Here is a 25,487-nt window from a genome sequence, read left to right as displayed (position 1 = left end):
CGTGAGCTCCCACATCCTGTTTCGCGGCGGCCGGGTCCTCACCCCCGAGGGCTTCGCCGAGGCGGTGCTCGTCCGCGACGGCGTCATCGCCGCCGTCGGCGCCGAGTCCGATCTCGTACGGCTCTCGCCCGCCGCGGAACCCGTGGACCTGCGCGGCGGGCTGCTGACCCCGGGGTTCGTCGACGCCCACATCCATCCGGTCCAGGCGGGACTGGAGCGGGCCGCGTGCGACCTGGCGGAAATCTACGGACTCGATGAGTATCTGGCGCACATCGCGTCGTTCGCCGCGGCGCATCCGGAGAAGACGTGGGTCAGCGGTGGCGGCTGGGACATGGCGGCCTTCCCCGGCGGGCTCCCCCATCGCACCCAGCTCGACTTCCTCGACCGCCCGGCGTACCTGATCCAGCGCGACCACCACGCCGCGTGGGTCAACACGCGCGCGCTCGAACTGGCGGGGATCACCAAGGACACGCCCGACCCCGCCGACGGCCGGATCGAGCGCGACCCCGACGGCACCCCCAGCGGCGTGCTGCACGAGGGGGCGATGGACCTCGTCGGCCTGCTCACGCCGCGCCCGACCGCCGCCGACGCCGAGGCGGCCCTGCTGGAGGCCCAGCAGTACCTGTTCTCCCTGGGCATCACCGGCTGGCAGGACGCCATCGTCGGCTCGTACGCGGGCTCCGACGACCAGCTGCCCGCCTACCTGTCCGCCGCGTCGAGCGGCCGCCTCAAGGCCCGCGTGGTGGGCGCCCTGTGGTGGGACCGTACGCGGGGGGCCGAGCAGATCCCCGAGCTGGTCGAGCGGCGGGCCGCCGCGGAGGGCCTGGACCGCTTCCGCGCCACCTCCGTGAAGATCATGCAGGACGGCATCGCGGAGAACTTCACCGCCGCCGTCATCGAGCCCTACTGCCGCTGCGGCGGGACCGGGCTGTCGTACGTGGACCCCGGTCTCCTCAAGGGGTACGTCAGGGAGCTCGACGCCCACGGGTTCCAGGTGCACTTCCACGCCATCGGCGAGCGCGCCGTGCGGGAGGCCCTGGACGCGCTCGCGGGCACCGCGCCGGAGAACCGGCACCACATCGCCCACCTGCAGATCGTCACCCCCGAGGACGTGCCGCGCTTCGCCGCGCTCGGGGTGACCGCCAACCTCCAGCCGCTGTGGGCCACCCACCACGCGCAGATGGACGAGCTGTGCATCCCCTACCTCGGCGAGGAGCGCTCGTCGTGGCAGTACCCCTTCGCCGATCTCGTACGGCACGGCACGCGGCTGGCCGCCGGGTCGGACTGGCCGGTCTCCTCCGCCGACCCGCTGCAGGCCGTGCACGTGGCCGTCAACCGGACCGAGCCGGGAAGTTCGGTCCACGCGTCGTACCCGACCGCGCAGACGCCGTTCCTCCCCGGCCAGAGCATCGACCTGCGGACCGTCCTGACCGCGTACACGGCCGGATCGGCCTGGTTGAACCGCTCGCCCGCCGGGGTGATCGAGGAGGGCCGCCCGGCCGACCTCGTCGTGCTCGACCGGGATCCCTTCACCCTCGATCCGCAGGACATCTGGACCACCCGCGTACGGATGACGTTCGTCGACGGCGAATGCGTCGCGGACAACGGCTCCGCCTGACGCCTCCGCCGTCGCGGGGCGCCCAAGCGGGCGCCCCGTCAGTTCGGGGTTCCGCTGCCCTCGCAACCGCTGTCGATCCGGCCCGTTTCGAAGTACTTCACCAGGTCGGCGGCGCACTCGGGAACCCGGGTGGCCGACACGTGCACGTCGTCGGCGATCGTGTAGACGGTGCCGCCGACGGCGCGCCGCGTCTGCAGCGCCCAGTCATAGACCGACATGTACTCGTACAGGTGCGCGGCCAGCACCAGCGACCCGCTGCCCCGCTTCAACGTGGCCTGCTGCACCGGCAGCGGCCAGCCGGAACACAGCGCGGTCATGCCCCAGGAGCGGCCGGTCGCCGCAAAGCGCTTCTGGAGCCGCCGGTAGTCATGCCAGGTGGTGTCGAAACTCGGTCGGCTGCCGTCCTCGTTGCACGTGACCGCCCAGTTCATGGTCGCGTTCGTCATTTCGGGCGCGCCGGGCACAGGCGCCCCCATCGGGGCGCCGAGCAGCTCCTTGACGGTGGGCGGGGCGGTGGTCCCGGTCGCCGTCCGCAGCTCGGAGAGGGCCTTGCCCGCGCGCGCCCACTCGGTCGAGTTGCGCCTGGCCAGGTCGGCGACGGCCGAGCCGTCGATCGGCAGCGGCAGGTCGGTGTAGGTCTTCGGGCTCTTGTCGTAGTCGCGGACCAGCTTCACCACCTGCTTGCGCACCTGCTTGGCGGTGGCGCCCAGGCCGTAGGTCGCCTCACCGCGGGCCAACCAGGCGGCCATCCGCCCGAAGTTGCGCTCGACCGCCGCCGCGCTCTCCTCGATGTGCCGGTCAAGACGGGTCCACGGCGGAGCCGGGCTGTCCAGGAAGACCCGTCCGGTGTGCGTGGGGAACAGGCTCCGGTACGCCGCGCCCAGATAGGTGCCCCAGGAGAGACCGAGCAGGTTGAGCGTACGGTCGCCCAGCGCGGTCCGTACCTGGTCCAGATCCCTGGCCACCGTGTCGGTGGTGAGCTGCCCAAGGAAGTCCGGGTTGGAGTTCGCGCACTTCAGGTTGGCCGCGACCTGGGCGTCGTAGATCTTCCTGGCCGACTCCTTGGTCAACGGGCCCGGTTTGTCCGGGCCTCTCGGGCCGGGCTCGCAGGCGACCTTGGTGCTGTACCCGACCCCGCGCGGGTCGAAGCCGATGATGTCGTACCGCTCGTTCAGCTCGGCCATCTCAGCGTTCCTGAGCGTGACCCGCAGGATCGGGTCCAGATATCCACTGCCGCCCGGCCCGCCCGGCAGGACGGCGACGGCGCCGAGCCGGTTGGCCTCGTCCGTGGCGGCCAGCCGGGTCACCGCGATGTCGATCTTCCGCCCGGCGGGGTCACGGTGGTCCTGCGGGACGCTGACCGTCCCGCATTCCAGGCGCTTCATCAAGGAGTGGAAGGCCGCGACCTTGTCCTCCGTCACGCCCAGGCTGCGGATCACCTCGTCGGAGTAGGCCGGGCAGGATTTCCACTGCACGGACGACAGACCGGAGCCCGAGCGGGAGTTCGCGACAGCGCTTGCGCTCGGGCCGGCATGCTCGGCGGCGGTCGCGGGTGCTGGGAGGCTCAGCGCCAGTACCGCTCCTGTCAGCCCGGCCATGCCGGCCGTTCTTGCACGACTCATTTCTTGTGATCCTCTCGGCGTTGGGGATTCGAGGGTGATCACATCTACCGGCCGGCATCTATCGGCGGGCGATCGGCGGACCATATGTGTTCCATATGCGGGCGTTGCGATACTTCCGGGATGCGTGTGCTCTTGGTCGAAGACGAGCAACCCCTCGCCGGATACATTCAGGCCGGGCTGCGCAAGCACGGTTTCACCGTCGACGTCGCCCTGGACGGCCGGAGTGCGCTGGACAAGTGCGAGATCACGCCGTACGAGGTGGTGGTCCTGGACCGGGACCTGCCTCTCGTGCACGGCGACGCGGTGTGCCGCCGGCTCGCCCGGGCGGGCAGGTCGCGGGTGCTGATGCTGACCGCGTCCGACGCCGTCGAGGACCGGGTCGGCGGGCTGATGCTGGGCGCCGACGACTACCTGGGCAAGCCGTTCGCGTTCTCCGAGCTGGTCGCGCGGGTGCATGCCCTGCTACGGCGCAGCACACCGGCCCGCCCGCCGGTGCTGCGCGCCGCCGGCGTGGCCCTGGATCCGGCCCGGCGCACGGCCGAGCGGGACGGGCGGCTGCTGAGCCTGACGCCCAAGGAGTTCGGCGTCCTTGAGCAACTGCTGGCCGCCGACGGTGATGTGGTCAGCGCGGAAACGCTGCTGGACAAGGTGTGGGACGAGCACGCGGATCCGTTCACCAACGCGGTCCGGATCACCGTCGGCACGCTGCGCCGCAAGCTCGGCGACCCGCCGCTGATCGAGACCGTCACCGGCGCCGGCTACCGGATCGTCGGCGGCTGAAGGATGGCCCGGCGCAGGATGGTCCGGCTGACCGCCCGGGCCCGGCTCGCATCGCTGCAGACCGCCCTGGTGCTGGCCGCCGGCGCCGCGCTGACCGGGTTGACCTACCTGTTGATGCCGCGCCGCGCGTTACTCACCTACCATCTGACCGGCTCTGGCCCGCCGGGCACGCCCCAGCCGCTGCCACCGGAGGCCGGGGACCTGCGCGCTCTGGCCGACCGGGTGCAGGCCGACGCCCTGTCCGCGCTGCTGCCCCATGCCGGTGTGGCGCTCGTCGTGGTGACCGCCCTGGCCGCCGCGCTGAGCTGGGTGGTGGCCGGTCGGGTGCTGCGGCCGATCCGCGTGATCTCCTCCACTGCCCGGCGGCTGTCGGCCGAGAACCTCACCGAGCGGGTCCCGGTCACCACCCCTGCCGACGAGTTGTCGGCGTTGGCGGGCACGGTCAACGACATGCTGGACCGCATCCAGCGCGGCGTGGCCGAACGGGACCGGATCCTGGACAGCCAGCGACTGTTCACCGCCAACGCCGCCCACGAGCTGCGTACGCCGCTGACCACCGCGCGTACGGCGATCGACGTGACCCTGGACGGGAACCCCAGCCGTGCCGAACTGCTCACCATGGCCGCCGACGTCCGCGACGCCGTCGATCACATGCGGCGCGTCCTGGACGGGCTGTTGCTGTTGGCGCGCAGCCAGGCCGGGCTCGCAGTACGGGAACCGGCCGACCTGGCCGCTACCGCTGCCGCCGCCCTCGACGCCGCCCGGGCGCGGCTGGCAGCCGCCGACGTCGCCGTACAGTCCGAGCTCCGGCCGGCGCCGGTCAGCGGCGAACCGGTCTTGCTGGAACGGATGATCAGCAACCTGGTCGACAACGCGGTCCGTTACAACAAGACCGGCGGGCGGCTGGTCGTCGATACCGGTACGGCGGATGGACGCGCCGTTCTGCGGATCTCCAACACCGGCCGCGAGATCCCGCCCGACGAGGCGGAGACGCTGCTGGAACCGTTCGTACACGGGCAGGGGACCCGCGTCCGTACTGACGGCCTGGGGCTCGGACTGTCGATCGTACGCGCGGTCACCCTCGCCCACCGCGGACGGATCGCGGTCACCTCCCGGGCCGGCGGCGGCCTCGACATCACCATTGCCCTCCCGCTCAGCGGGTGAAGGCGGCGGCGATCAGGTGCGGTGCCGGCGCGCAGTCCTCGACGTTCTCCCGTATCTGCCCCCTATCCGGCCTTCCTGGACGAGCAGGGCTTGAGCTGCGCGGTGATGTCGCCGCCGGTGTCGAGCCACACGTCGGCGACGTACCCGTATCCGGTGTACCCCCGGCCGCCGCTCGCCGCGACCTCGACACGGTCCCAGTAGGGATTGGCCGGATGCCACCAGCCCGTGACCTGCCTGCCGCCGTCGACATAGCAGAGGGCACGGATGGTCGACTCGGCGGTGGCGAAGCCGACCACGCTCCCGTACGGCCGATCGCGTACGGCGACGGCGGCCTCGCTACCGCCGAAGACCTTTCCCTGCCGCCAGTCGGCGGACGCCCCGGTCTGGGCGCCCGCGCCCTGCGGCAGCGACACCACCAGCCCCGTCAGCAGAGCCGCCGTGACAATTCCCGCGCGTCCACGCATCTTTCCTCCCGTGACAACCTCGCCGAACCTTCACGGAAGAAAGTAGGAGCCCACGATGCGTGATCCGGTCCCCGAGATCACACACCCGGCTCGCTTACCCTCCCCGGAGAACCCGCCGGGCCGCGAGGACACGCTCACGTCACATCGCCTACCCCCCGACCTGGGGGATGTCCGGGAACACTTGACCATCCCGATCTTCACCGGGTAAAGATTGCGTGCATCCGTCCCCCAGGGGGTGACGTGAACGGGACAGAGCACACACCACACACCGGCCTCCGGCTGGTCGTCGTGGACGACGACGACATCAGCCGCGCGGGGATCACGACCATACTCGGCGCCGCTCCCGGAGTGGAGATCGTCGCCGCGCTCGACCACGACACCGCGGCGGCGTGGGGCGAGCGGTGGCGCGGAGTGGACGTGGTCCTCGTGGACGCCGCCGACGAGCGCAGGGACGACGACCACTTCCCCGGCGTCTCCGTCATCGAGTGCGTCCGGCGCCACCGCGACCGCCGGCAGACCCGGGTCATCGTCCTCACCGGGCACTTCTTCAACGGCGCTCTGCGGCGCAGGGTCCGCGAGGCCGGGGCCGACTTCTTCTATCACAGGAGCGAACTGGCCGACTCCGCCGCCCTGCGCGACGCCGTACTGCGGCCGTCCGGGCGTCCGGTGCCCGAGCCGGAGGACCCCGAGGAGGAGATCCGCCTCGGGGTCTCGGCGCACAGCCGGGTGAACGCCGCGGTGAACCACGCCCTCGCCGAGGGGGTGCCCGAGCGGCTGGCCGAGCGGGCCGATCCCCGGTCCCGCTCGTGGGAACGGCTGCGCCGCGACTTCAACCGGCACGCCCGCCTGCAGGCGATGACCTCGGACGGCCGGCTTCCCGATCGCGAGCAGACCACGCCGTCGCTGCCGCAGATCTCCCGGTTCCTGGCCTGGGCAACCCGGGTGAAGACCCGGCGGCCGCCACGCGATGGCTGATCTGCCCCCTATCACCCAGGTGGCGGCCGGCTCGGCCTCGTACACCCTGCGGCGCGTCTACCTCAACGTACGGCTGGCTTCCCGGGTCGCCTGCGTGGTCATGGCCGTCGTCATGGGCACTCTGCCTCCCGCCGTCGCCTGCGCCGCGGGGGCCGCCTGCTGCGCCTACGACGTGGCGGCCTTCCTGTACTTCCGGCGCGGCGGGCGGATCCGGCTCGGGTACCGGCTGGCACTGGACGCCGCCGACGTCTCCGCCTGGGCCGTCACACTCGGCCATCCTGTGGACGCCCCCGCGCTCCTCGCCGCGCCCCTCGCCGCCGAGGCGGTGATCGAGCGCGGAGTGGCCGCCGTGCTCGTGCCACTGGTCGTGGGCGGCGTGACGACCCTCGTCCTGCGCCTCGGGGGCCGTCCCGAGTCCCTCGCTCCCTTCGTCTGGCCCGCGTTCGGCCTCGCCCAGGGGCTGCTCCTCAGCCGCTACCTGCAGCGACGGGTGCGCCGGCGACTCCGCACCGCCGCCGCCGAGAGGGAGGCCGCCTACAGCCAGGCGGTGCTCGCCGGGCGCAACAGCGTCGCGGTGGGGGCCGACACGATCGTGGACGTGCTCACCAGGACCTGGCCGCTGCTTGCCGTGACGGGCCGGCCGGTCGGTTCCCCGCTGGCCGCCTGGCGCCACCGGCTCGCGGAGGAGACGGCCGGTCACGCCGAATACCTGCGTACGGCACTGCTGCGCTGGGAGCAGCGGCACAACGCCGCCGGACCCGACCTCTCCCGAGACGTCGAGTTCCCGGCGACGCCGGACGGCGGCCTCCTGCTGTCCCCCGCCCAGGTGGCGGAGCTCGGCACATCTCTGGACGCCATGGACCTCTCCGGAACGGCGGAGGTGGCGGTCGTGCGCGCCGCGCCGCTGGGCGGGGAACAGGTCCTGCGGGTGGCGGGCCGGCGCGTGGTCCTGCCCGCCGACGGGAGGGCGGCCGTACCGCCGCTGGATCTCGGCCCGCCCGTGATCGCCATCGGAGGCGTCGGCTCGCTGGCGCACTCCTGGCCCGATATGGACAGGGTGCCCCTCGCCGCCACGATCCCCCTGGCGCTGCTCGCGTTCTGCCTCGCGTACTGGGCGCATGCCCTGATCGTCCGGCGCGGGGCCGCCGCGCACGCCCCCGTGCTGGCGGCGGCCCTCGCGTACGGCGGGCTCGACGCGACGGTGTCCACCGCGCTGCTCGGCAACGTCACCGCCGGTGGCCTCACCCGGCTGCCGTTCCTGCACTTCCTGCTCTGGACCGGACCGCTGACGGCCATGTATCTCCGCGACCTCACGATGCACCGGCGCGTCGCCGCGCTCGCCTTCCTCCTCCTCGTCCTGGGCGGCTGCGCCTGGCTGCTGCCCCACTCCGTCTCCGTCGCCGACCTGTCCACCCTGGTGTGGCCGCTCGCCTTCACGGTCGGCGCCTCAGGGCTCCGGGACCTGCTCGATCGCGACACCGGCGCCTTCGCGAACTCCGTCGCCGACGCCCACGACGCGGCGGCCGCCGCGGGCTTCCTGGCCGGCCGGGCGGACGTCCTGCGCCTGGTCGAGGACGCGGGCCGCGAGGCGTCGGAGCGCCTGGCCGCGGACCGGGACCTGCTCGATCCCGTCTTCCTCCCCGAGATCGAACGCCGGCTCGCTCTGGTCAACCACCGTCTCATCGCCCTTCGGTCCGGTTGACCGTACCCGGAGCGGGTGCGCGATCCGGGCCTCTGGATCACGCGGTGGTTCGCGCTTACATTCGAGAAAAACCATCATCACCCACGACAGGAGAACCCCCCTCATGCGCAGATTGTTGGCGCGCTCGGCGGCCGCGGCGGCCGCGGCGACCACGGCTCTGGCGCTCTTACCCGCGGGCGCGGCCGAGGCGGCGACGGCCGGCTCCCAGAGCTACCGCTCCTACCGGTATGTGGTCAGCGCCACCTCGGGATGGCAGAGCACCGGCATCTATGTGCGGCGCGGCGACCGTTACAGCGTCGAGTACGTGCGCGGCGAGTGGACCGTCGACCGCGCCAGGTTCGGCTGGGTGGACGCCGACGGCTACGACTGGGACACCGACGCCCGCATCTACCAGGGCTGCAAGATCGACGATGACGAGACCTACGGCACCCTCCTCGCCAAGAGGGGGCGCTCGCTCACCGCCATGGGCAGCTATCGCAAACTGCGGGCCAAAGGGTCGGGAACGCTCCGGCTGCGGATCAACGACGACGACCGCTGCCTGGGCGACAACGCGGGCCGGATCACGGTCACGATCCGGATCTGGAGGAGCCGCTCCTACGGATGATCCATGCGAGACCGGAGCCCGGGTGCACGGCAAAGCCCCCGCTCCGCAGGGGAACGGGGGCCTTCGCCGTATGCCGTGAGACGGGCCTAGTAGATCGGGCGCGACGAGGACCGCAGCCGCTCCAGGGCCTCGGCCAGGATCTGCGCACCGTCCTTGTCGCTGCGACGCTCCTTCACGTACGCGAGGTGCGTCTTGTACGGCTCGTTTCGCGGCGGAGCGGGCGGGTTAGCCTCGTCCTGACCGGCCGGAAGCCCGCACCGGGGGCAGTCCCAGTGCTCAGGGATGGCCGCGTCGCTGGCGAAGCTGGGACGCGTCTCGTGCATGTTCGCGCACCAGAACGAGACCCGCACTCGGGGGGCCGCCTCGCCGCGTTCGGCTTCCCCCATGGGGCCCGCACCGACTCGGCTGCCACGGATCGCGTTGCCACTACCCACGAATGAACTCCTCGCACTCACGCCCCGCGGGACACGGGGGAAAGATGAATCTATGTCACGTGTCGCCGCAGATAAGCCATTTCTGCCCGATTTTTTACAGCCTGACCGGTTTCGGTGTACCGGTTGTTACGGCTTGAGCAGCAGGCCCAGCGCAATGATGCAGACGAACCACACCACGCCCGTGATGATCGTGAGACGGTCGAGGTTGCGCTCGACCACCGCCGACCCGCCGAACGACGACGAGAACCCGCCGCCGAACATGTCCGTGAGACCACCACCCTTGCCCTTGTGCAGCAGGACGAGCAGCACCATCAGAGCGCTCGACAGAATGAGGGCGATGGAGATTCCGATAATCACCGTTGACCTGTTCCTATAACCCGCGCGTCCGCGCGGCACCAGCGGTGTGACGATTCAATCTTGCCCTATGAGGGTACGACCTGTTGTCAAGTCGCACCCTCCAAACGGCTCAGCCCGCCGACATCTCGCCGAAACGGGAGATCTTCACGAACTCACCCGAGTCGAGGCTGGCCCCTCCGACGAGGGCGCCGTCGACGTCGGGCTGCGCCATGATCCCGGCGATGTTGTCGGACTTCACCGATCCTCCGTAAAGGATACGGACGGCCGCGGCCACCTCGCCGTCGTAGAGCTCGGCGAGTCGCGTCCTGATCGCCCCGCAGACCTCCTGCGCGTCCGCCGGAGTGGCGACCTCGCCGGTCCCGATCGCCCAGACCGGCTCGTACGCGACCACGAGGGACTTCGCCTGCTCGGCGGTGATCCCCTCGAGCGCGCCGTCGAGCTGGGCCAGGGTGTGGGCCACCTGCTCGCCGGCCTGGCGGACGGGAAGGCCTTCCCCGACGCACAGGATCGGCGTGATCGAGTGCCGGTAGGCCGCCTTCACCTTGGCGTTGCACACGACCTCGTCCTCGCCGTGGTACTGCCGCCGCTCCGAGTGGCCGACCAGCACATAGGTGCAGCCGAGCTTGGCGAGCATCGTGCCGGAGATCTCCCCGGTGTACGCGCCCGCGTCGTGACGGGACAGGTCCTGCGCGCCGTACGCGATCTGGAGCTTGTCCCCGTCGACCAGGGTCTGCACGCTGCGCAGATCGGTGAACGGCGGCAGGACGGCGACCTCGACGGCGTCGAAGTCCTTGGCGGTGAGCGAGAACGCCAGCTTCTGGACCAGGTTGATGGCCTCGAGATGGTTGAGGTTCATCTTCCAGTTGCCGGCGATCAGCGGCGTGCGGCTCACGAGTCCTCCAGAGCTGCGAGTCCGGGCAGGGTCTTGCCCTCGAGGTATTCGAGGCTGGCCCCGCCACCGGTGGAAATGTGCGAGAAGCCGTCCTCCGGCAGGCCCAGCCGGCGCACGGCCGCGGCGGAGTCGCCGCCGCCCACGACGGTGAACGCCTCGGAGGCGATCAGCGCCTCGGCCACGGCGCGGGTCCCGCCCGCGAACGCGTCGAACTCGAACACGCCCATCGGGCCGTTCCAGAACACGGTCCGCGCGTCGGCCAGCTTGGACGCGAACAGCTCGCGCGTACGCGGGCCGATGTCGAGCCCCTGCCGGTCGGCCGGGATCGCGGTGGCGTCGACCACCTCGTACGGCGCGTCCGCCCCGAACTCGGTCGCGGCGAGCACGTCGACCGGCAGCACCAGGTCGACGCCGCGGGTCCTCGCCTCCTCCAGGAAGCCGCGCACCTGGTCGAGCTGGTCCTCCTGCAACAGGGACTGGCCGACCTCGTGGCCCTGGGCCGCCAGGAAGGTGTAGGCCATGCCGCCGCCGATCAGCAGCCGGTCGACCTTCGACAGCAGGTTGGCGATGACGCCGAGCTTGTCGGAGACCTTCGCGCCGCCCAGCACCACGACGTACGGCCGGGCCGGGTCCTCGGTGAGCTTCCTGAGCACCTCGACCTCGGCCACGATCAGGCCGCCGGCCGCGTGCGGAAGCCGCTTGGGCACGTCGTAGACGCTGGCGTGCTTGCGGTGCACCGCGCCGAAGCCGTCGCCGACGTACAGTTCGGCGAGGGCGGCCAGTTTGTCGGCGAACGCCCCGCGGACCGCGTCGTCCTTGGACTCCTCACCCGGCTCGAAGCGCAGGTTCTCCAGGAGCGCGACCTGGCCGTCCTGCAGGGCCGCCACGGTCGCACGGGCCGACTCGCCCACCACGTCGGTGGCGAAGGCGACCTGCTCGCCGAGCAGCTCGGAGAGCCGCCGGGCGACGGGGGCCAGCGAGTACTTCGGGGTGGGCGAACCCTTGGGGCGGCCGAGGTGGGCGCAGACGATCATCTTGGCGCCGCTGTCCAGCAGCGTCCTGATCGTCGGCACCGAGGCCCGGATCCGCCCGTCGTCGGTGATCGTCTCCCCGTCGAGAGGGACGTTGAGGTCGGCGCGCACGAGGACGCGCCGGCCCTTCACGTCGAGCGAGTCGATGGTTCGCATCAGAGAGAGGCGCCCACGTACTCGATCAGGTCGGCGAGGCGGTTGGAGTAGCCCCACTCGTTGTCGTACCAGCCGATGACCTTGACCTGGTTGCCGATCACCTTGGTGAGGCCGGCGTCGAAGATGCAGGAGGCCGGGTCGGTCACGATGTCCGAGGAGACGATCTCGTCCTCGGTGTAGCTGAGGATGCCCTTCAGCGGGCCCTCGGCGGCGGCCTTCAGCGCGGCGTTGACCTCCTCGACCGAAGCCTCGCGCCGGATCTCGACGGTCAGGTCGGTGGCCGAACCCGTGGGGATCGGCACGCGCAGCGCGAAGCCGTCCAGCTTGCCCTTGAGCTCGGGCAGGACCAGGCCGATCGCCTTGGCGGCACCGGTGGAGGTCGGGACGATGTTCAGCGCGGCGGCACGGGCCCGGCGCAGGTCCTTGTGCGGGCCGTCCTGCAGGTTCTGGTCCTGCGTGTACGCGTGGATCGTGGTCATCAGACCCTTCTCGATACCGAAGGTGTCGTTGATGACCTTGGCCATCGGGGCCAGGCAGTTGGTCGTGCACGACGCGTTGGAGATGATCGTGTGCGCGGCCGGGTCATAGGTGTCGTGGTTGACGCCCATGACGATCGTCACGTCCTCGTTCTTCGCCGGAGCGGAGATGATGACCTTCTTGGCGCCGTTCTCGGCGTGCACCTTGGCCTTGGTGGCGTCGGTGAACAGTCCCGTCGACTCGACGACCACGTCGACGCCCAGGTCGCCCCAGGGCAGCTTGGCGGGGTCACGCTCGGCGAACGCCTTGATGGCCTTGCCGTCCACGGTGATCTCGTCCGCCGAGGCCTTCACCTCGTACGGCAGGCGGCCAAGGATGCTGTCGTACTTCAGCAGGTGGGCAAGAGTGGCATTGTCGGTCAGGTCGTTGACCGCGACGATCTCGATGTCCTTACCGCTGGCTGCCACAGCGCGCCAGAAATTGCGGCCGATACGGCCGAAGCCGTTGACGCCTACGCGGATGCTCACGGAATCGGTCTCCTCGTACGTCGTGCGCCGGCTGTCTCTCCGGCGACAGTGCTGGCTTTGAAACCTCAGTCACAGACCCTATCCGACTCAAATTGGTTTAGACCAACGCGCCCCACCGGTGATCGACAGCGGCAAAGCAGGCGTCACAGGACGCGGCGCACAGCAAAGCGGCCGGCTTGTTCGCGCAAACCGGCCGCCACGTCGCACGCCGGAGACGGCGCGGGAAAACGACCAGGTCAGGTGGCCAGCATGTCCGCTGTGAGATTGGCCTCGGTGTTGGCGATGCCGAGGTCCTGGGCGCGCTTGTCCGCCATGGCGAGCAGCCGGCGGATCCGCCCCGCGATGGCGTCCTTGGTCAGCGGTGGGTCGGCGATCTGGCCGAGCTCCTCCAGCGACGCCTGCTTGTGCTCGACGCGGAGCCGCCCGGCGACCACCAGATGCTCGGGCGCCTCCTCTCCCAGGATCTCCAGGGCGCGCTGCACCCGGGCGCCCGCGGCGACGGCGGCCCGCGCCGACCTGCGCAGGTTGGCGTCGTCGAAGTTGGCCAGCCGGTTCGCCGTGGCCCGGACCTCCCGGCGCATCCGCCGCTCCTCCCAGGCGAGCACGCTGTCGTGCGCGCCGAGCCGGGTGAGCAGGGCGCTGATCGCGTCACCGTCGCGGACCACGACCCGGTCCACGCCGCGCACCTCGCGCGCCTTGGCGTGGATCTTCAGCCGACGGGCGGAGCCGACTAGGGCCAGGGCCGCCTCGGGGCCCGGGCAGGTCACCTCCAGCGACATGGAGCGGCCGGGCTCGGTCAGCGACCCATGGGCCAGGAACGCGCCGCGCCAGGCCGCCTCCGCGTCGCAGGTCGCGCCCGCGACCACCTGGCGGGGCAGCCCGCGGACGGGACGGCCGTGGTTGTCGATCAGACCGGTCTGGCGGGCCAGCGCCTCGCCGTCCCGGTAGACCCGTACGACGTAGCGGGAGCCCTTGCGCAGCCCGGCGGGCGCCAGCACCAGCACCTCCGCCTTGTGGCCGAACACCTCGCCGATGTCCCTGATCAGCCGGCGCGCGGTGACGTTGGTGTCGAGCTCGGCCTCGATCACGATCCGCCCGCCGACCAGGTGCAGGCCGCTCGCGAACCGCAACAGCGTCGAGACCTCGGCCTTACGGCAACAAGGCTTCAGCACCGCAAGGCGGCTCAGCTCGTCTTTCACCACACCCGTCATGGCCATCTGCGCGTGTCCTCCCCCAAACAGACTTTGACAGCCAGTCTCTCGCACCACACAGGGCCGGTCTCACCGCTTCTCACGGAAAATCTCGTCCAGGACCCTGGCAAGACGTGGTCCGTCGTGCCGTGGAGAACCGTCAGAGGCACCCACATCGGCCAATACGAGACGTGCCCCCATGGACACCGCGGCCTTCTCCAGCTCGCGTGGATCGTCGACCACCCCGTGGTCGGCGAGCACCGCGTCCACCGGCAGCGAGGGGGCGTGCTCCCTGAGCACCTCCAGATGCTTCTCCGGCGAGAAGCCGTCCGTCTCGCCGAGCTGGGGAGCCAGGTTGAGGATCACCAGCCGCCGTGCGCTCGTCGTGTGAAGCGCGCGGGCCAGCTCGGGGACCTTGAGATGCGGCAGGACGCTGGTGAACCAGGAGCCCGGCCCGAAGACCACCCAGTCGGCCTCCTGGATGGCCTCCACCGCCTGCGGGCACGCGGGAGGATCCGGCGGCAGCAGCGAGATGGCCCGGACCCGGCCCGGCGTCAGCGCGCAGGCCACCTGCCCGCGTACGGTCGTGACCTCGCCGTCCAGCTCGACCTCCGCCTGGATGTCCAGCGGGACCGACGCCATGGGCAGCACCCGCCCGTGCGCGCCGAGCAGCCGGCCCACCCAGTCGAGGCCCATGACGGGGTCGTCGAGCAGCTCCCACAGCGCCACGATCAGCAGGTTGCCCACGGCGTGCCCGTGCAGCTCGCCCTGGCTGAGGAAGCGATGCTGGACGACCCGGCTCCAGGTCTGGCCCCACTCGTCGTCGCCGCACAGCGCGGCGAGCGCCATCCGCAGGTCACCGGGCGGGATGACGCCCAGCTCGCGCCTGAGACGGCCGCTGGAGCCCCCGTCGTCGGCGACGGTGGCAATGGCCGTGAGGTCGCGCGTCACCGTCCTCAGCGCGGACAGGGAGGCGTACAGGCCGTGTCCTCCGCCGAGGGCGACCACTCTCGGGCCGGCCGGACCGGCGTCCTTCGCCCCCTCGTCCTCAGCGGCCGGCCCGCTCATGCCGTCCCTCCTCGCCTGACGGGCCGAACCCGCCCCCTGACACGGTCACGCTCGCCGACCGGCGTCACTCGCGCCCCACATCGCGATGGCTGACCTGCACCTCCATGCCCCTGTCGCGCAGCCGCGTGCCGATCTGCTCGGCCATGGCCACGCTGCGGTGCTTGCCTCCGGTACAGCCGACGGCGAGCGTGGCGTAGCTCTTGCCCTCACGGGCGTATCCGGCGGCCACCACGCCGAAGACCTCCTCGTACGCGTCGAGGAACTCCTTGGCCCCGATCTGGCCGAGGACGTACTCGCGGACGGAGGCGTCGAGACCGCTCATCGGGCGGAGCTCGGGAACCCAGTGCGGATTGGGCAGGAACCGGCAGTCGACCACGAGGTCCGCGTCGACGGGCAGGCCGTACTTGTAGCCGAAGGAGACCACGTTGACCTTCAGCCCCGGCCGGTCCTCCCCGCCGAAGAACGAAACGATCTTGTTGCGCAGCTCGTGCACGTTCAGCGACGAGGTGTCGATGATCAGATCGGCGTTGGCCCTGACCTCGCGGAGGATGCCGCGCTCGCGCGCGATCCCGTCGACCAGCCGCCCGTCACCCTGCAGCGGGTGCGGGCGCCGCACGTTCTCGAACCTGCGCACCAGCTCCTCGTCGCTGGCCTCCAGGAAGACCACCCGGAAGCCGACACCGCGGCCGTCCAGCTCGCCGATCGCCGCGTTGAGGTCGGAGGTGAAGGCGAGGCTGCGCACGTCGACCACCGCCGCGACCTTGTCCGCGGCCAGTTTGACCCGGCCGGCCTCCTCGGCCAGCGAGAACAGCAGACCGGGCGGCAGGTTGTCGATGACGAACCAGCCCAGGTCCTCAAGGGCCTTGGCGGCGGTGCTGCGTCCCGCCCCCGACATGCCCGTGACGATCACGAACGCCGGTTCTCTCGCAGCGCACATCAGTCGCTCACCGCTTTCTCTCGGTCGGCGTCCCGCGCACCGCTCAGCGCCGCCACGATGGCCTCGGCCGTCGCGGGCCCGATGCCGGGAACCTCACAGATCTCGGCCACACCGGCTTCGCGCAACCGCTTCAGCGACCCGAAATGCCGCAGAAGCGCCTGCCTGCGGGCCGGCCCGAGGCCGGGAACCTCGTCCAGCGCGCTCTCTTTCACGGCTCTGGACCGCTTCGAACGATGGTAGGTGATGGCGAACCGGTGCGCCTCGTCTCGGACGCGTTGCAGGAGGTAAAGGCCCTCGCTGGAGCGCGGAAGGATCACCGGCTGGTCGTCGCCCGGCAGCCACACCTCCTCCAGCCGCTTGGCGAGGCCGCAGACCGCGACGTCGTCCACGCCGAGCTCGTCGAGCGCGCGCTGCGCGGCCGCCGCCTGCGCGGGCCCGCCGTCGACCACGACCAGGTTGGGTGGATAGGCGAACTTGCGCGGGCGGCCGGTGTCGGGGTCGATCGGCATGCCCGTGCGCGGATCGGCGCCCTCGCCCTCGCCCTCGGCGCCGTCGGCGGCCGAGGCGGCCGAGGCGGTGGCGTCGGGGGCGGGCTCGGCTCCCAGCTCGCCGGTCGCCGACCGCTCCTCCAGGTAGCGCTTGAACCTCCGCGAGATCACCTCGTGGATGGACGCGACGTCGCCCTCGGCGCTCTTGATCGCGAACCGGCGGTACTCGCTCTTACGGGCCAGGCCGTCCTCGAACACGACCATGGACGCCACCACGTCGGTGCCCTGGATATGGGAGACGTCGTAGCACTCGACGCGCAGCGGGGCCTGGTCCAGACCGAGCGCGTCGGCGATCTCCTGCAGCGCGCGGCTGCGGGTGGTGAGGTCGCTCGCGCGCCGGAGCTTGTGCTGCGCCAGGGACTCCTTGGCGTTGCGCTCGACGGTCTCCATCAGGCTCTTCTTGTCGCCGCGCCGCGGCACGCGCAGGTCGACCCTGGCGCCCCGCTGCTCGGTCAGCAGCTCGGCCAGGGCGTCCGTGTCCGGCGGCTCCGCGGCCACCAGGATCTCCCGGGGGATCGCGCCCTCGCCGTACATCTGGAGCAGGAAGTGTTCCACCAGGTCGCCGGGCGTGGAGTCCTCGACCTTGTCGACCACCCAGCCACGCTGGCCCCGGATGCGGCCCCCGCGCACGTAGAAGACCTGGACCGCGGCCTCCAGCGCATCCTCCGCCAGGGCGATCACGTCGCAGTCGGTGTCGTCTCCGAGCACCACGGTCTGCTTCTCCAGCGCCCGCTGCAACGCCTGGATGTCGTCGCGCAGCCTGGCCGCCCGCTCGTACTCCTCCACCGCGGCGGCGTCGCGCATGGCGCGCTCCAGCCGCTTGATGAACCGGCCGGTGTTCCCGGCCATGAAGTCGCAGAAGTCCTCGGCCAGCGCACGGTGCTCCTCGGGGGTGACCCGGCCCACACAGGGCGCGGAGCACTTGTCGATGTATCCGAGCAGGCAGGGCCGCCCGATCTGGCCGGCCCGCCGGAACACCCCGGCCGAGCAGGTCCGTACGGGGAAGACCCGCAGCAGCAGGTCGACGGTCTCCCTGATGGCCCACGCGTGCGAGTAGGGCCCGAAATAGCGTGTGCCCTTGCGCTTGGCGCCGCGCAGCACCTGCACCCGGGGGAACTCCTCCCCCATCGTGACCGCGAGGTACGGATAGGACTTGTCGTCCCGGTACTTGACGTTGAACCGGGGGTCGAACTCCTTGATCCAGGAGTATTCGAGCTGGAGCGCCTCGACCTCCGTGCCGACCACCGTCCAGTCGACGCCGGCCGCGCTGGTCAGCATCGTCTGCGTCCGCGGGTGGAGCCCGGCGAAGTCCGCGAAGTAGGAGTTGAGCCGCTGGCGCAGGCTCTTGGCCTTGCCGACGTAGATCACCCGGCCGCCGGGGTCGCGGAAGCGGTAGACGCCCGGTGACTCGGGAATCGCGCCGGGCGCTGGTCGATAAGTTGCCGGATCCGCCACAAAAACCAGCCTACTGTCAGCTACCGACAATCCACGATCTCGATCTGACGCCCACCGCTCCCGGCGGCGCGGTCAGACGATCACGATGCCGTCGCCCTCCACTTTGAGCGGGAACTCCTTGAGCGGCGCGCCCGCCGGACCGCTGAGGCACGCGCCGGTGTCGATGGCGAACGTGCTCCCGTGACACGGGCATTCCACCGCCTTGCCCTCGAATCGCCCGACCAGGCAACCCTTGTGCGGGCAGTTCGCCGTGAACGCCTTGAACACGCCCTCCGACGGCTGGGTGAGGATGATCTTCCAGTCCTTGATGACGGTGCCGCCACCCACCGGGACCTCCGCCACCTTGGCGATGACCTTCCCCTTGATCCCGGGGGGCACCACGGGCTCAGGTGGCACGCCCGCGCCGCATCCGGCCAGTGCGACGCCGCAGGCGGCGGCGCCGGCCGTCCCGAGCACCTGGCGGCGCGTGGGCATACCTGAGGAACTGCTGGTCATCGTGAAGTCCTTCTCGGGGATCGGGGTGTGGCTCCAGCCTATGGACGGAGCCACCCGCCTCCGAAACCGGCCCGGCCGCGTTCACGCCCGGCGCAATCGCCGGTCAGACGTCGAGGATCTTGCGCAGGAACAGGCCGGTGTGGCTCGCCTCAACCCCCGCGACCTCTTCCGGGGTGCCCGTGGCGACGACCCTGCCGCCCCGGGAACCACCCTCGGGCCCCATGTCGATGATCCAGTCCGCGGTCTTGATCACATCGAGGTTGTGCTCGATGACGATGACCGTGTTGCCGTTGTCGACGAGCCGGTTGAGCACACCGAGCAGCCTGCGGATGTCCTCGAAGTGCAGGCCGGTGGTCGGCTCGTCGAGCACGTAGATCGTCCGGCCGGTGGACCGGCGCTGGAGCTCCGAGGCGAGCTTCACGCGCTGAGCCTCGCCGCCGGAGAGCGTGGTCGCCGGCTGGCCGAGCCGTACGTAACCGAGACCGACGTCGTGGAGCGTCTGCAGGTGACGCCGGATCGCCGGGATGGCGTCGAAGAACTCCAGCGCCTCCTCGATCGGCATGTCGAGGACCTCGGAGATCGTCTTGCCCTTGTAGTGGACCTCCAGGGTCTCCCGGTTGTACCGGGCGCCGTGGCAGACCTCGCACGGGACGTAGACGTCCGGCAGGAAGTTCATCTCGATCTTGATGGTGCCGTCGCCCGCGCAGGCCTCGCACCGGCCGCCCTTGACGTTGAAGCTGAACCGGCCCGGCAGGTAGCCCCGGATCTTCGCCTCGGTGGTCGCCGCGAACAGCTTGCGTACGTGGTCGAAGACGCCGGTGTAGGTGGCGGGGTTGGACCGCGGCGTGCGGCCGATCGGCGACTGGTCCACGTGCACGACCTTGTCCACCAGGTCGGTGCCCGTCACGCGGGCGTGGCGGCCGGGTACCGTGCGGGCGCCGTTCAACTCCTTGGCGAGGGCGCTGTAGAGGATGTCGTTCACCAGCGTGGACTTGCCGGAACCCGAAACGCCCGTGACCGCGGTGAAGACGGCGAGCGGGAACTCCACGTCGACGCCGGCCAGGTTGTGCTCCCGAGCCCCCTTGACGACGAGCTGGCGCTTCCTGTCGCGCTTGCGGCGCTTGGCGGGGACCTCGATCGCCTTGCGGCCGGACAGGTAGGCCCCGGTGAGCGACTGCTCGCTGGCGAGGAGCTCCTGGACGGTGCCCGACACGACGACCTGGCCGCCGTGCTCGCCCGCGCCGGGGCCGATGTCCACGACCCAGTCGGCCGCCGCGATGGTGTCCTCGTCGTGCTCGACGACGATGAGCGTGTTGCCCATGTCGCGGAGCCTGATCAGGGTCTCGAGCAGCCGGTGGTTGTCCCGCTGGTGCAGGCCGATCGACGGCTCGTCCAGGACGTACAGCACGCCGACGAGTCCGGAGCCGATCTGGGTGGCCAGGCGGATGCGTTGCGCCTCGCCGCCCGCGAGGGTGCCCGCGGCCCGGTCGAGGGTGAGGTAGTCGAGGCCGACGTCGAGGAGGAAGCCCAGCCTCGCGTTGATCTCCTTGACCACCCGCTCGGCGATGTGCATGTCGCGCTCGGAGAGCTCGAGAGCGGACAGGAAGGCGGCGCAGTCGGCGATCGACATCGCCGAGACCTTGGCGATCGAGGCGTCGCCCACCGTGACCGCCAGGGACACCGGCTTGAGCCGGAAGCCCTTGCAGGAGGGGCACGGGATCTCCCGCATGAACCCCTCGAAGCGCTCGCGCATGGCGTCGCTCTCCGCCTCGGCGTGCCTGCGCTGAACCCACGGGATGACGCCCTCGAAGGAGGTGTAGTAGGAGCGCTCCCGGCCGAACCTGTTGCTGTACCGGATGTGCACCTGCTCGTCGTAGCCGTGCAGCAGTGCCTTCTGCGCCTTCTTGGACAGCCGCTCCCACGGCGTGTCGAGGTCGAACCCGAGCGCGTGGCCGAGCGCCTCGATCAGCCGGATGAAGTAGTCGCTGGTGTGGCCGCCGGACCACGGGCTGATCGCCCCGTCACCGAGCGTCCGCTCCGGGTCGGGCACCACGAGATCGGGATCGACCTCCATCCGGGTGCCGAGACCGGTGCAGTCCGGGCAGGCGCCGAAGGGCGAGTTGAACGAGAACGACCTGGGCTCCAGCTCCTCGAACGACAGGTCGTCGTAGGGGCAGTACAGGTGCTCGGAGTAGAAGCGCTCGCGGTTCGGGTCGCCCTCGGGCAGGTCGACGAAGTCCAGCGTGATCGTGCCGCCCGACAGCTGGAGGGCCGTCTCGATCGAGTCGGTCAGCCGGCGGCGCGCGCCGTCCTTCACCGAGAGACGGTCGACGATCACCTCGATGTCGTGCTTCTCGTACTTCTTGAGAGTGGGCGGCTCCTCGAGCCGGACGATCGTGCCGTCCACCCTGGCCCTGGCGAAGCCCTTGGTCTGGAGCTCGCGGAACAGCTCCGCGTACTCGCCCTTGCGGCCTCGGACGACGGGCGCCAGCACCTGGAACCTGGTGCCCTCCTCCAGCTCGAGGACGCGGTCCACGATCTGCTGCGGGGTCTGCCTGGCGATGGGCCGCCCGCATGTGGGGCAGTGCGGCTTGCCGATGCGCGCCCAGAGCAACCGGAGGTAGTCGTAGACCTCCGTGATGGTGCCCACGGTGGAGCGCGGGTTGCGGCTGGTCGACTTCTGGTCGATCGAGACGGCCGGGGACAGGCCCTCGATGAAGTCGACGTCGGGCTTGTCCATCTGGCCGAGGAACTGCCGGGCGTAGGAGGACAACGACTCGACATAGCGACGCTGGCCCTCGGCGAAGATGGTGTCGAAGGCCAGGCTGGACTTGCCCGAGCCAGAAAGCCCGGTGAAGACGATCAGAGCGTCTCGCGGGAGGTCGAGCGAGACGTCCTTCAAATTGTGCTCACGTGCGCCACGCACGATCAGGCGGTCAGCCACAGCGGTCCCGATAGGTCGTTGGAGTCAACAGGAGGTGCACGGGCAGGCTATCCAGAGGCACTGACAATTTCGTGGGGGCCGGAATCGCCGCCGGGTCCGCGTGCACGCTCCGGGGGGCGCGGCCCCTGTCTGTCCAGGGTATGGGCTCCATCGACCGTACGTCCCCGGAGTCGGAGATGATGGCGTACGCCCCGGCAACGCCCGGGACCAGAGATGAAGGAGCGGCATGAGCTACACCGGTGACGTGACCAAGGGCGGTCCCGCGGACGTGCGTGAGCTGCCGGAGCTGACGATCTCCAAGATCGAGGTCGGCGACTTCGGCAACAACGCCTATCTGCTCCGCTGCGCGGAGACGGGTGAGGGCCTGCTCATCGACGCCGCCGCGGAGCCGCGCCGCCTGCTCGGGCTGATCGGGGACCGGCCCGTCGGCACGATCGTCACCACGCACCGGCACGCGGACCACTGGATGGCCCTGGAGGAGGTGGCCGGGACGACCGGCGCGCGGGTGATCGCCCACCCCCTCGACGCCCCCGAGTTGCCGGTCGCCGTCGGGCGTACGGTCGAGCACGGCGACCGGATCACCGTGGGACGGGTCCCGCTGGAGGTCATCCACCTGCGCGGGCACACCCCCGGGTCGATCGCCCTCTTCTACGAGGGCGGGGGCGGCCACCTGTTCACCGGCGACTCCCTGTTCCCCGGCGGGGTCGGCAACACGCAGAAGGACCCGAAGAGGTTCGACCAGCTCTACACGGACGTCGTCGAGCGGATCTTCGACAGCCTGCCGGACGAGACCTGGGTCTATCCGGGGCACGGCAAGGACACGACCCTCGGCGCGGAGCGCCCCTCGCTGCCGGAGTGGCGCGCCCGCGGCTGGTGAACGTCGGACGTCGATCGTCCCGGGACTCGGTTCTCAGGCCGCCGCCCGCGTCACGCGGGCCCGCTCGGTGACCGGCCGGCGAAGACCTTCAGGATGCGGTCGGCAGCCGCCTCCGGGTCGTTCGTGCTCTCCACGATCTCTCCCCAGGACCAGCGGTAGTACCAGCCGTCCGCCGTGGCCACGCAGTCGACGGTCTCGCTGAGCATCGCGGCGTCCGGATCTGTCGCCTTCAGCGAGGGAGGATTGGATCGGAGCGCGACCTCGAGTCCCCTGATCTCCAGCACCTCGGCCAGCTTGCCGAGGAAGTACGTCCGGGTGTGCTCACGAGGCGGCGTAGCTGTCATGCCTCATTATGTCCAGCCGGACGACCGGCTGCCGGATTACCAGCAGGGGAATCACGCACGGAAGCCGGAGACGAAAGCGTAAGGGCCCGGATGCACATCCGGGCCCTTCGCGTCGTGCGCTCTCGGACGCGCACGTCGAGGCGCGCCGTCAGCCGACGTGCTCGGAGCGGCCCGCTCTGCGGCGCTCCCACTTGAACACCAGCACGCGAAGTGGGATCGCGGCGACGATGGCGATCTGCATGACCGCGCCCACGGTGATGAGCTGGTCGCCCCCGGCCAGGCCGGACGCCCAGATGCTCAGGCAGGCGACGTTGATCATCATCCAGGCGAGGACCACCGCCGCGACGTTGCCCTTGGGCTTGGGGTACTCGATGCGGCTCACCATGAGCCAGGCGACCGCGAAAATGCCGGCGATCGTGACGTAGTTCGGCTGGAAGAGCAGCACGATCGAGACCACGGTCATGGCGCCCATGGGGATGGGCAGGCCCATGAAATCACCGCTCTTGGTCTTGACGCAGGCGAAACGCGCCAGCCGTACGACACCGGCGAGCAGGACGGAGGCCGCCGCACACAGCACCAGCCACAGTGGGAGCCGTCCGGAGAAGCCGGCCCAGATCACGACCATGAACGCGGGCGCGAACCCGAAGCTGATCACGTCCGCCAGGTTGTCCAGCTCCGCGCCCATCGCGGACGCGCGGAACCTGCGGGCCACCAGACCGTCGAAGAGGTCACAGGTCGCGCCGATGAGAAGGAGGACCACCGCGGTCCCGAAGAACCGGTGGTCGGGCTCGAACTTGCCATGGGACTGGAGGTCGGAGATCGCCGACCAGGCCAGGACGCACACGGCGAGGAAGCCGCTGAGCGCGTTGCCGAGCGAGAGGGAGTCCGCGGCGGACAGGCGGAACGCCTTGCCCACGGGGCCGCGAGGCTCCTCCTCCAGCTCGCCCACCGGCCAGCTCTCGGCGCCGAGCTCAGGCGTTGTCAATGCGAGTCACCCCCGCCACGGTCTTCTGGCCGACGCTCACCGCCGGGGCGATGCCCTCGGGCAGGTAGACGTCCACCCGTGATCCGAACCGGATCAGGCCGATCCGGTCGGTCTGCGCCACCTTGGCGCCCGCGGAGAGGTACGGCACGATGCGCCGTGCCACGGCTCCCGCGATCTGCACCATCTCGATATCGCCGTGCGCGGTGTCGAAGTGCCAGACGACGCGCTCGTTCTTGTCGCTGTCCTTGTTGAAGGCGGGCACGAACCCGCCGGGCACGTGCTCGACCGAGGTCACCGTACCCGCCGCAGGAGCGCGGTTGACGTGCACGTTCAGAGGGCTCATGAAGATGGCCACCCGGGTGCGGCCGTCGGCCCACGGGTCGATGCTCTGCACGACGCCGTCGGCCGGGGAGACGATCCGTCCCTCGCCGGGGACGCGCTCGGGATCGCGGAAGAACCAGAGCATGGCGCCGGTGAGCGCCGTGAGCGGCACGGCCGCCACGGCCCATTTCGGCGACTTGCGAACAAGTGCCGTGGTGACAGCCGCCGCCGCGGCGGTCGGAGCCAACCATGGGGACACCCCACGCGCGAGCCGAACCCGACCACGGGGATTTTCAGAATCGTTGGACACAGGGAACCTTTGTACTCTTATGCGACTGGGGACCGATATGCGCCTGAACGCTCGATATTACCGATCCCGTGGTCATTTGTACGGCACAACGAGACAAGCAAACAGTGTCATTTCCCGTTGCGCTAGCCCTGTAGGGCCTCAGCCGGAGGCGACGACCTCATCCCGACGAGCCTTCATCAGGCTCGCGATGGTCGTCACGGTCATGGTGACGCCGATGACCACCAGAGACACCCAGATCGGGATCTGCGGCGCCCAAGAGACATCACTCTCATGCAGCGCCTCAAGAACGAGTTTAACCCCGATGAACCCCAGGACGAACGCGAGACCGTAGCTCAGGTACACCAGGCGCTGGAGCAGCCCGCCCAGCAGGAAGTACAGCTGGCGCAGTCCCATCAGGGCGAACGCGTTGGCGGTGAAGACGATGAAGGGGTCCTTGGTGAGCCCGAAGATCGCGGGAATCGAGTCGAGCGCGAAGAGCAGGTCGGTGGTGCCGATCGCGATCATCACGATGAGCATCGGGGTGACCAGCCGCTTCCCGTTCACCTTCACGGTCACCCGGGAGCCGACGTAGTCCGGGGTGGTACGGAAGACGCGGCGGGCGGTGCGCAGCAGGAGGTTCTCGCTGAACTCCTCCTCCTGCTTGTTGTGGTCACGGACCAGCGTGTACGCCGTGTAGATGAGGAAGAGGCCGAAGACGTAGAAGAGCCAGCTGAACCGTGCGAGCGCCGCGGCGCCGACGGCGATGAACGCCCCTCGCATGACCAGGGCGAGCAGGATCCCGACCAGCAGGACCTTGTGCTGATGGAACCGCGGCACCGAGAACCGCGACATGATGATGAAGAAGACGAACAGGTTGTCGACACTGAGGCTGTATTCGGTGATATAGCCGGCGAAGAACTCGCCCGACGCCTCAGGACTCCGGAAGACGAGCAGACCGATGCCGAAGAGGACCGCCAACGCCACGTAGAACCCGACCCAGAAGGTCGCCTGGCGCATCGAGAACTCACGGGGTTCACCGCGGTCCACGATCCACAGGTCGAAGGCCAGGACGAGCAGGAGCCCGACGATGACCGCCGCCCACACCCAAATGGAAACGCTCAAGATCACTAACCTCCGGCACGCGCGCGAAACACACTGCCGGAGGTCTCTCCCGCCCGGACGCGCCGGACCGACAGTCCCGGGTGCTGACACCGTGATGACGGAACTGCCG

24 protein-coding genes are annotated in these 25,487 nt (G+C 70.3%); 7 read left to right on the top strand and 17 right to left on the bottom strand.

Annotation, left to right across the window (positions count from 1 at the left end; genetic code table 11):
* The first annotated feature begins 1 nt into the window (after position 1).
* Positions 2–1,618, top strand: coding sequence for an amidohydrolase (locus IMZ11_RS10240; RefSeq protein ID WP_228639956.1), 1,617 nt, complete (start codon positions 2–4; stop codon positions 1,616–1,618).
* 38 nt (positions 1,619–1,656) lie between these two features.
* On the opposite strand, the gene IMZ11_RS10235 is transcribed toward IMZ11_RS10240, so the two are convergent.
* Positions 1,657–3,240: an alpha/beta fold hydrolase gene (locus tag IMZ11_RS10235; RefSeq protein ID WP_228639954.1), complete on the bottom strand. Its 1,584-nt coding sequence runs from the start codon at positions 3,238–3,240 to the stop codon at positions 1,657–1,659.
* 120 nt (positions 3,241–3,360) lie between these two features.
* On the opposite strand from IMZ11_RS10235, the gene IMZ11_RS10230 reads away from it, so the two are divergent.
* Both IMZ11_RS10230 and IMZ11_RS10225 read left to right on the top strand, forming a co-directional pair.
* Entirely contained in the window at positions 3,361–4,020 is a 660-nt protein-coding gene (locus IMZ11_RS10230; protein ID WP_228639952.1) for a response regulator transcription factor, read from the top strand.
* An 18-nt stretch (positions 4,021–4,038) separates the two neighbouring features.
* Entirely contained in the window at positions 4,039–5,184 is a 1,146-nt protein-coding gene (locus IMZ11_RS10225; protein ID WP_228639950.1) for a cell wall metabolism sensor histidine kinase WalK, read from the top strand.
* A gap of 62 nt (positions 5,185–5,246) precedes the next feature.
* On the opposite strand, the gene IMZ11_RS10220 is transcribed toward IMZ11_RS10225, so the two are convergent.
* The gene (locus tag IMZ11_RS10220) at positions 5,247–5,648 is read right to left on the bottom strand and encodes a hypothetical protein (RefSeq protein WP_228639948.1); all 402 of its coding nucleotides are present in this window, start codon (positions 5,646–5,648) and stop codon (positions 5,247–5,249) included.
* A 240-nt stretch (positions 5,649–5,888) separates the two neighbouring features.
* Between IMZ11_RS10220 and IMZ11_RS10215 the strand changes: the two genes are divergently transcribed.
* From IMZ11_RS10215 to IMZ11_RS10205, 3 genes are all read left to right on the top strand, one after another.
* Positions 5,889–6,623, top strand: a complete 735-nt coding sequence (locus IMZ11_RS10215) for a hypothetical protein (RefSeq protein WP_228639946.1) — start codon at positions 5,889–5,891, stop codon at positions 6,621–6,623.
* Positions 6,616–8,325 (top strand): hypothetical protein, encoded by a 1,710-nt coding sequence (locus tag IMZ11_RS10210; RefSeq protein ID WP_228639944.1) that lies wholly within the window; start codon positions 6,616–6,618, stop codon positions 8,323–8,325. Before IMZ11_RS10215 ends, IMZ11_RS10210 begins: the two co-directional genes overlap by 8 nt.
* Before the next feature lie 103 nt (positions 8,326–8,428).
* On the top strand, positions 8,429–8,929 hold the full coding sequence (locus IMZ11_RS10205; RefSeq protein WP_228639942.1) for a hypothetical protein: 501 nt from the start codon (positions 8,429–8,431) through the stop codon (positions 8,927–8,929).
* An 86-nt stretch (positions 8,930–9,015) separates the two neighbouring features.
* Here the strand turns inward: IMZ11_RS10205 and IMZ11_RS10200 are convergent, their stop codons facing one another.
* From IMZ11_RS10200 to uvrA, 11 genes are all read right to left on the bottom strand, one after another.
* Positions 9,016–9,363, bottom strand: a complete 348-nt coding sequence (locus tag IMZ11_RS10200; RefSeq protein ID WP_082776862.1) for an RNA polymerase-binding protein RbpA — start codon at positions 9,361–9,363, stop codon at positions 9,016–9,018.
* A 126-nt stretch (positions 9,364–9,489) separates the two neighbouring features.
* Positions 9,490–9,720, bottom strand: coding sequence for a preprotein translocase subunit SecG (gene secG, locus IMZ11_RS10195; protein WP_061255550.1), 231 nt, complete (start codon positions 9,718–9,720; stop codon positions 9,490–9,492).
* A gap of 109 nt (positions 9,721–9,829) precedes the next feature.
* Complete coding sequence (gene tpiA / locus IMZ11_RS10190; protein ID WP_228639940.1) at positions 9,830–10,612, bottom strand: triose-phosphate isomerase; 783 nt, start codon at positions 10,610–10,612, stop codon at positions 9,830–9,832.
* On the bottom strand, positions 10,609–11,799 hold the full coding sequence (gene pgk, locus IMZ11_RS10185) for a phosphoglycerate kinase (protein WP_228639938.1): 1,191 nt from the start codon (positions 11,797–11,799) through the stop codon (positions 10,609–10,611). The genes tpiA and pgk overlap by 4 nt, the downstream gene beginning before the upstream one ends.
* Positions 11,799–12,803, bottom strand: a complete 1,005-nt coding sequence (gap, locus tag IMZ11_RS10180) for a type I glyceraldehyde-3-phosphate dehydrogenase (protein ID WP_228639936.1) — start codon at positions 12,801–12,803, stop codon at positions 11,799–11,801. Before gap ends, pgk begins: the two co-directional genes overlap by 1 nt.
* A gap of 236 nt (positions 12,804–13,039) precedes the next feature.
* A complete protein-coding gene (whiA, locus tag IMZ11_RS10175; protein ID WP_061255547.1) occupies positions 13,040–14,020 on the bottom strand; it encodes a DNA-binding protein WhiA in 981 nt (326 codons plus the stop codon).
* 63 nt (positions 14,021–14,083) lie between these two features.
* Positions 14,084–15,061 carry a uridine diphosphate-N-acetylglucosamine-binding protein YvcK gene (gene yvcK, locus IMZ11_RS10170; RefSeq protein ID WP_228639934.1) on the bottom strand — a complete coding sequence of 326 codons (978 nt, stop codon included), beginning with the start codon at positions 15,059–15,061 and terminating at the stop codon, positions 14,084–14,086.
* Between the two features lie 64 nt (positions 15,062–15,125).
* Complete coding sequence (gene rapZ, locus IMZ11_RS10165; protein WP_228639932.1) at positions 15,126–15,998, bottom strand: RNase adapter RapZ; 873 nt, start codon at positions 15,996–15,998, stop codon at positions 15,126–15,128.
* Positions 15,998–18,001: an excinuclease ABC subunit UvrC gene (gene uvrC, locus IMZ11_RS10160; RefSeq protein WP_228639930.1), complete on the bottom strand. Its 2,004-nt coding sequence runs from the start codon at positions 17,999–18,001 to the stop codon at positions 15,998–16,000. Before uvrC ends, rapZ begins: the two co-directional genes overlap by 1 nt.
* A 72-nt stretch (positions 18,002–18,073) precedes the next feature.
* A complete protein-coding gene (locus IMZ11_RS10155) occupies positions 18,074–18,496 on the bottom strand; it encodes a Rieske (2Fe-2S) protein (RefSeq protein WP_228639928.1) in 423 nt (140 codons plus the stop codon).
* Positions 18,497–18,599: 103 nt separating this feature from the next.
* Positions 18,600–21,440 carry an excinuclease ABC subunit UvrA gene (gene uvrA, locus IMZ11_RS10150; RefSeq protein WP_228639925.1) on the bottom strand — a complete coding sequence of 947 codons (2,841 nt, stop codon included), beginning with the start codon at positions 21,438–21,440 and terminating at the stop codon, positions 18,600–18,602.
* A 226-nt stretch (positions 21,441–21,666) separates the two neighbouring features.
* Here uvrA and IMZ11_RS10145 point away from each other — a divergent pair, with 226 nt between their 5' ends.
* A complete protein-coding gene (locus IMZ11_RS10145) occupies positions 21,667–22,317 on the top strand; it encodes an MBL fold metallo-hydrolase (RefSeq protein WP_228639923.1) in 651 nt (216 codons plus the stop codon).
* Positions 22,318–22,367: 50 nt separating this feature from the next.
* Here the strand turns inward: IMZ11_RS10145 and IMZ11_RS10140 are convergent, their stop codons facing one another.
* From IMZ11_RS10140 to IMZ11_RS10125, 4 genes are all read right to left on the bottom strand, one after another.
* Complete coding sequence (locus IMZ11_RS10140; protein ID WP_061255542.1) at positions 22,368–22,661, bottom strand: hypothetical protein; 294 nt, start codon at positions 22,659–22,661, stop codon at positions 22,368–22,370.
* A 148-nt stretch (positions 22,662–22,809) separates the two neighbouring features.
* Positions 22,810–23,646, bottom strand: a complete 837-nt coding sequence (pssA, locus tag IMZ11_RS10135) for a CDP-diacylglycerol--serine O-phosphatidyltransferase (protein WP_228639921.1) — start codon at positions 23,644–23,646, stop codon at positions 22,810–22,812.
* Positions 23,633–24,298: a phosphatidylserine decarboxylase gene (locus tag IMZ11_RS10130; protein WP_374462255.1), complete on the bottom strand. Its 666-nt coding sequence runs from the start codon at positions 24,296–24,298 to the stop codon at positions 23,633–23,635. The genes pssA and IMZ11_RS10130 overlap by 14 nt, the downstream gene beginning before the upstream one ends.
* A gap of 117 nt (positions 24,299–24,415) precedes the next feature.
* Positions 24,416–25,378: a TerC family protein gene (locus tag IMZ11_RS10125; protein WP_228639917.1), complete on the bottom strand. Its 963-nt coding sequence runs from the start codon at positions 25,376–25,378 to the stop codon at positions 24,416–24,418.
* Positions 25,379–25,487 lie beyond the last annotated feature (109 nt).

This window comes from Microtetraspora sp. AC03309 (assembly GCF_020826795.1).
Classification (GTDB): Bacteria; Actinomycetota; Actinomycetes; order Streptosporangiales; family Streptosporangiaceae; genus Microtetraspora; species Microtetraspora glauca.
This window is presented reverse-complemented; position numbering and strand designations above follow the sequence as displayed.

Excerpts from the sequence above, each read along its gene's own strand:
- IMZ11_RS10235 (WP_228639954.1), bottom strand. The coding sequence starts at position 3,240 with ATGAGTCGTGCAAGAACGGCCGGCATGGCCGGGCTGACAGGAGCGGTA.
- IMZ11_RS10230 (WP_228639952.1), top strand. The coding sequence starts at position 3,361 with ATGCGTGTGCTCTTGGTCGAAGACGAGCAACCCCTCGCCGGATACATT.
- IMZ11_RS10225 (WP_228639950.1), top strand. The coding sequence starts at position 4,039 with ATGGTCCGGCTGACCGCCCGGGCCCGGCTCGCATCGCTGCAGACCGCC.
- IMZ11_RS10220 (WP_228639948.1), bottom strand. The coding sequence starts at position 5,648 with ATGCGTGGACGCGCGGGAATTGTCACGGCGGCTCTGCTGACGGGGCTG.
- IMZ11_RS10210 (WP_228639944.1), top strand. The coding sequence starts at position 6,616 with ATGGCTGATCTGCCCCCTATCACCCAGGTGGCGGCCGGCTCGGCCTCG.
- IMZ11_RS10205 (WP_228639942.1), top strand. The coding sequence starts at position 8,429 with ATGCGCAGATTGTTGGCGCGCTCGGCGGCCGCGGCGGCCGCGGCGACC.
- pgk (WP_228639938.1), bottom strand. The coding sequence starts at position 11,799 with ATGCGAACCATCGACTCGCTCGACGTGAAGGGCCGGCGCGTCCTCGTG.
- whiA (WP_061255547.1), bottom strand. The coding sequence starts at position 14,020 with ATGGCCATGACGGGTGTGGTGAAAGACGAGCTGAGCCGCCTTGCGGTG.
- yvcK (WP_228639934.1), bottom strand. The coding sequence starts at position 15,061 with ATGAGCGGGCCGGCCGCTGAGGACGAGGGGGCGAAGGACGCCGGTCCG.
- rapZ (WP_228639932.1), bottom strand. The coding sequence starts at position 15,998 with ATGTGCGCTGCGAGAGAACCGGCGTTCGTGATCGTCACGGGCATGTCG.
- IMZ11_RS10155 (WP_228639928.1), bottom strand. The coding sequence starts at position 18,496 with ATGACCAGCAGTTCCTCAGGTATGCCCACGCGCCGCCAGGTGCTCGGG.
- IMZ11_RS10145 (WP_228639923.1), top strand. The coding sequence starts at position 21,667 with ATGAGCTACACCGGTGACGTGACCAAGGGCGGTCCCGCGGACGTGCGT.
- IMZ11_RS10140 (WP_061255542.1), bottom strand. The coding sequence starts at position 22,661 with ATGACAGCTACGCCGCCTCGTGAGCACACCCGGACGTACTTCCTCGGC.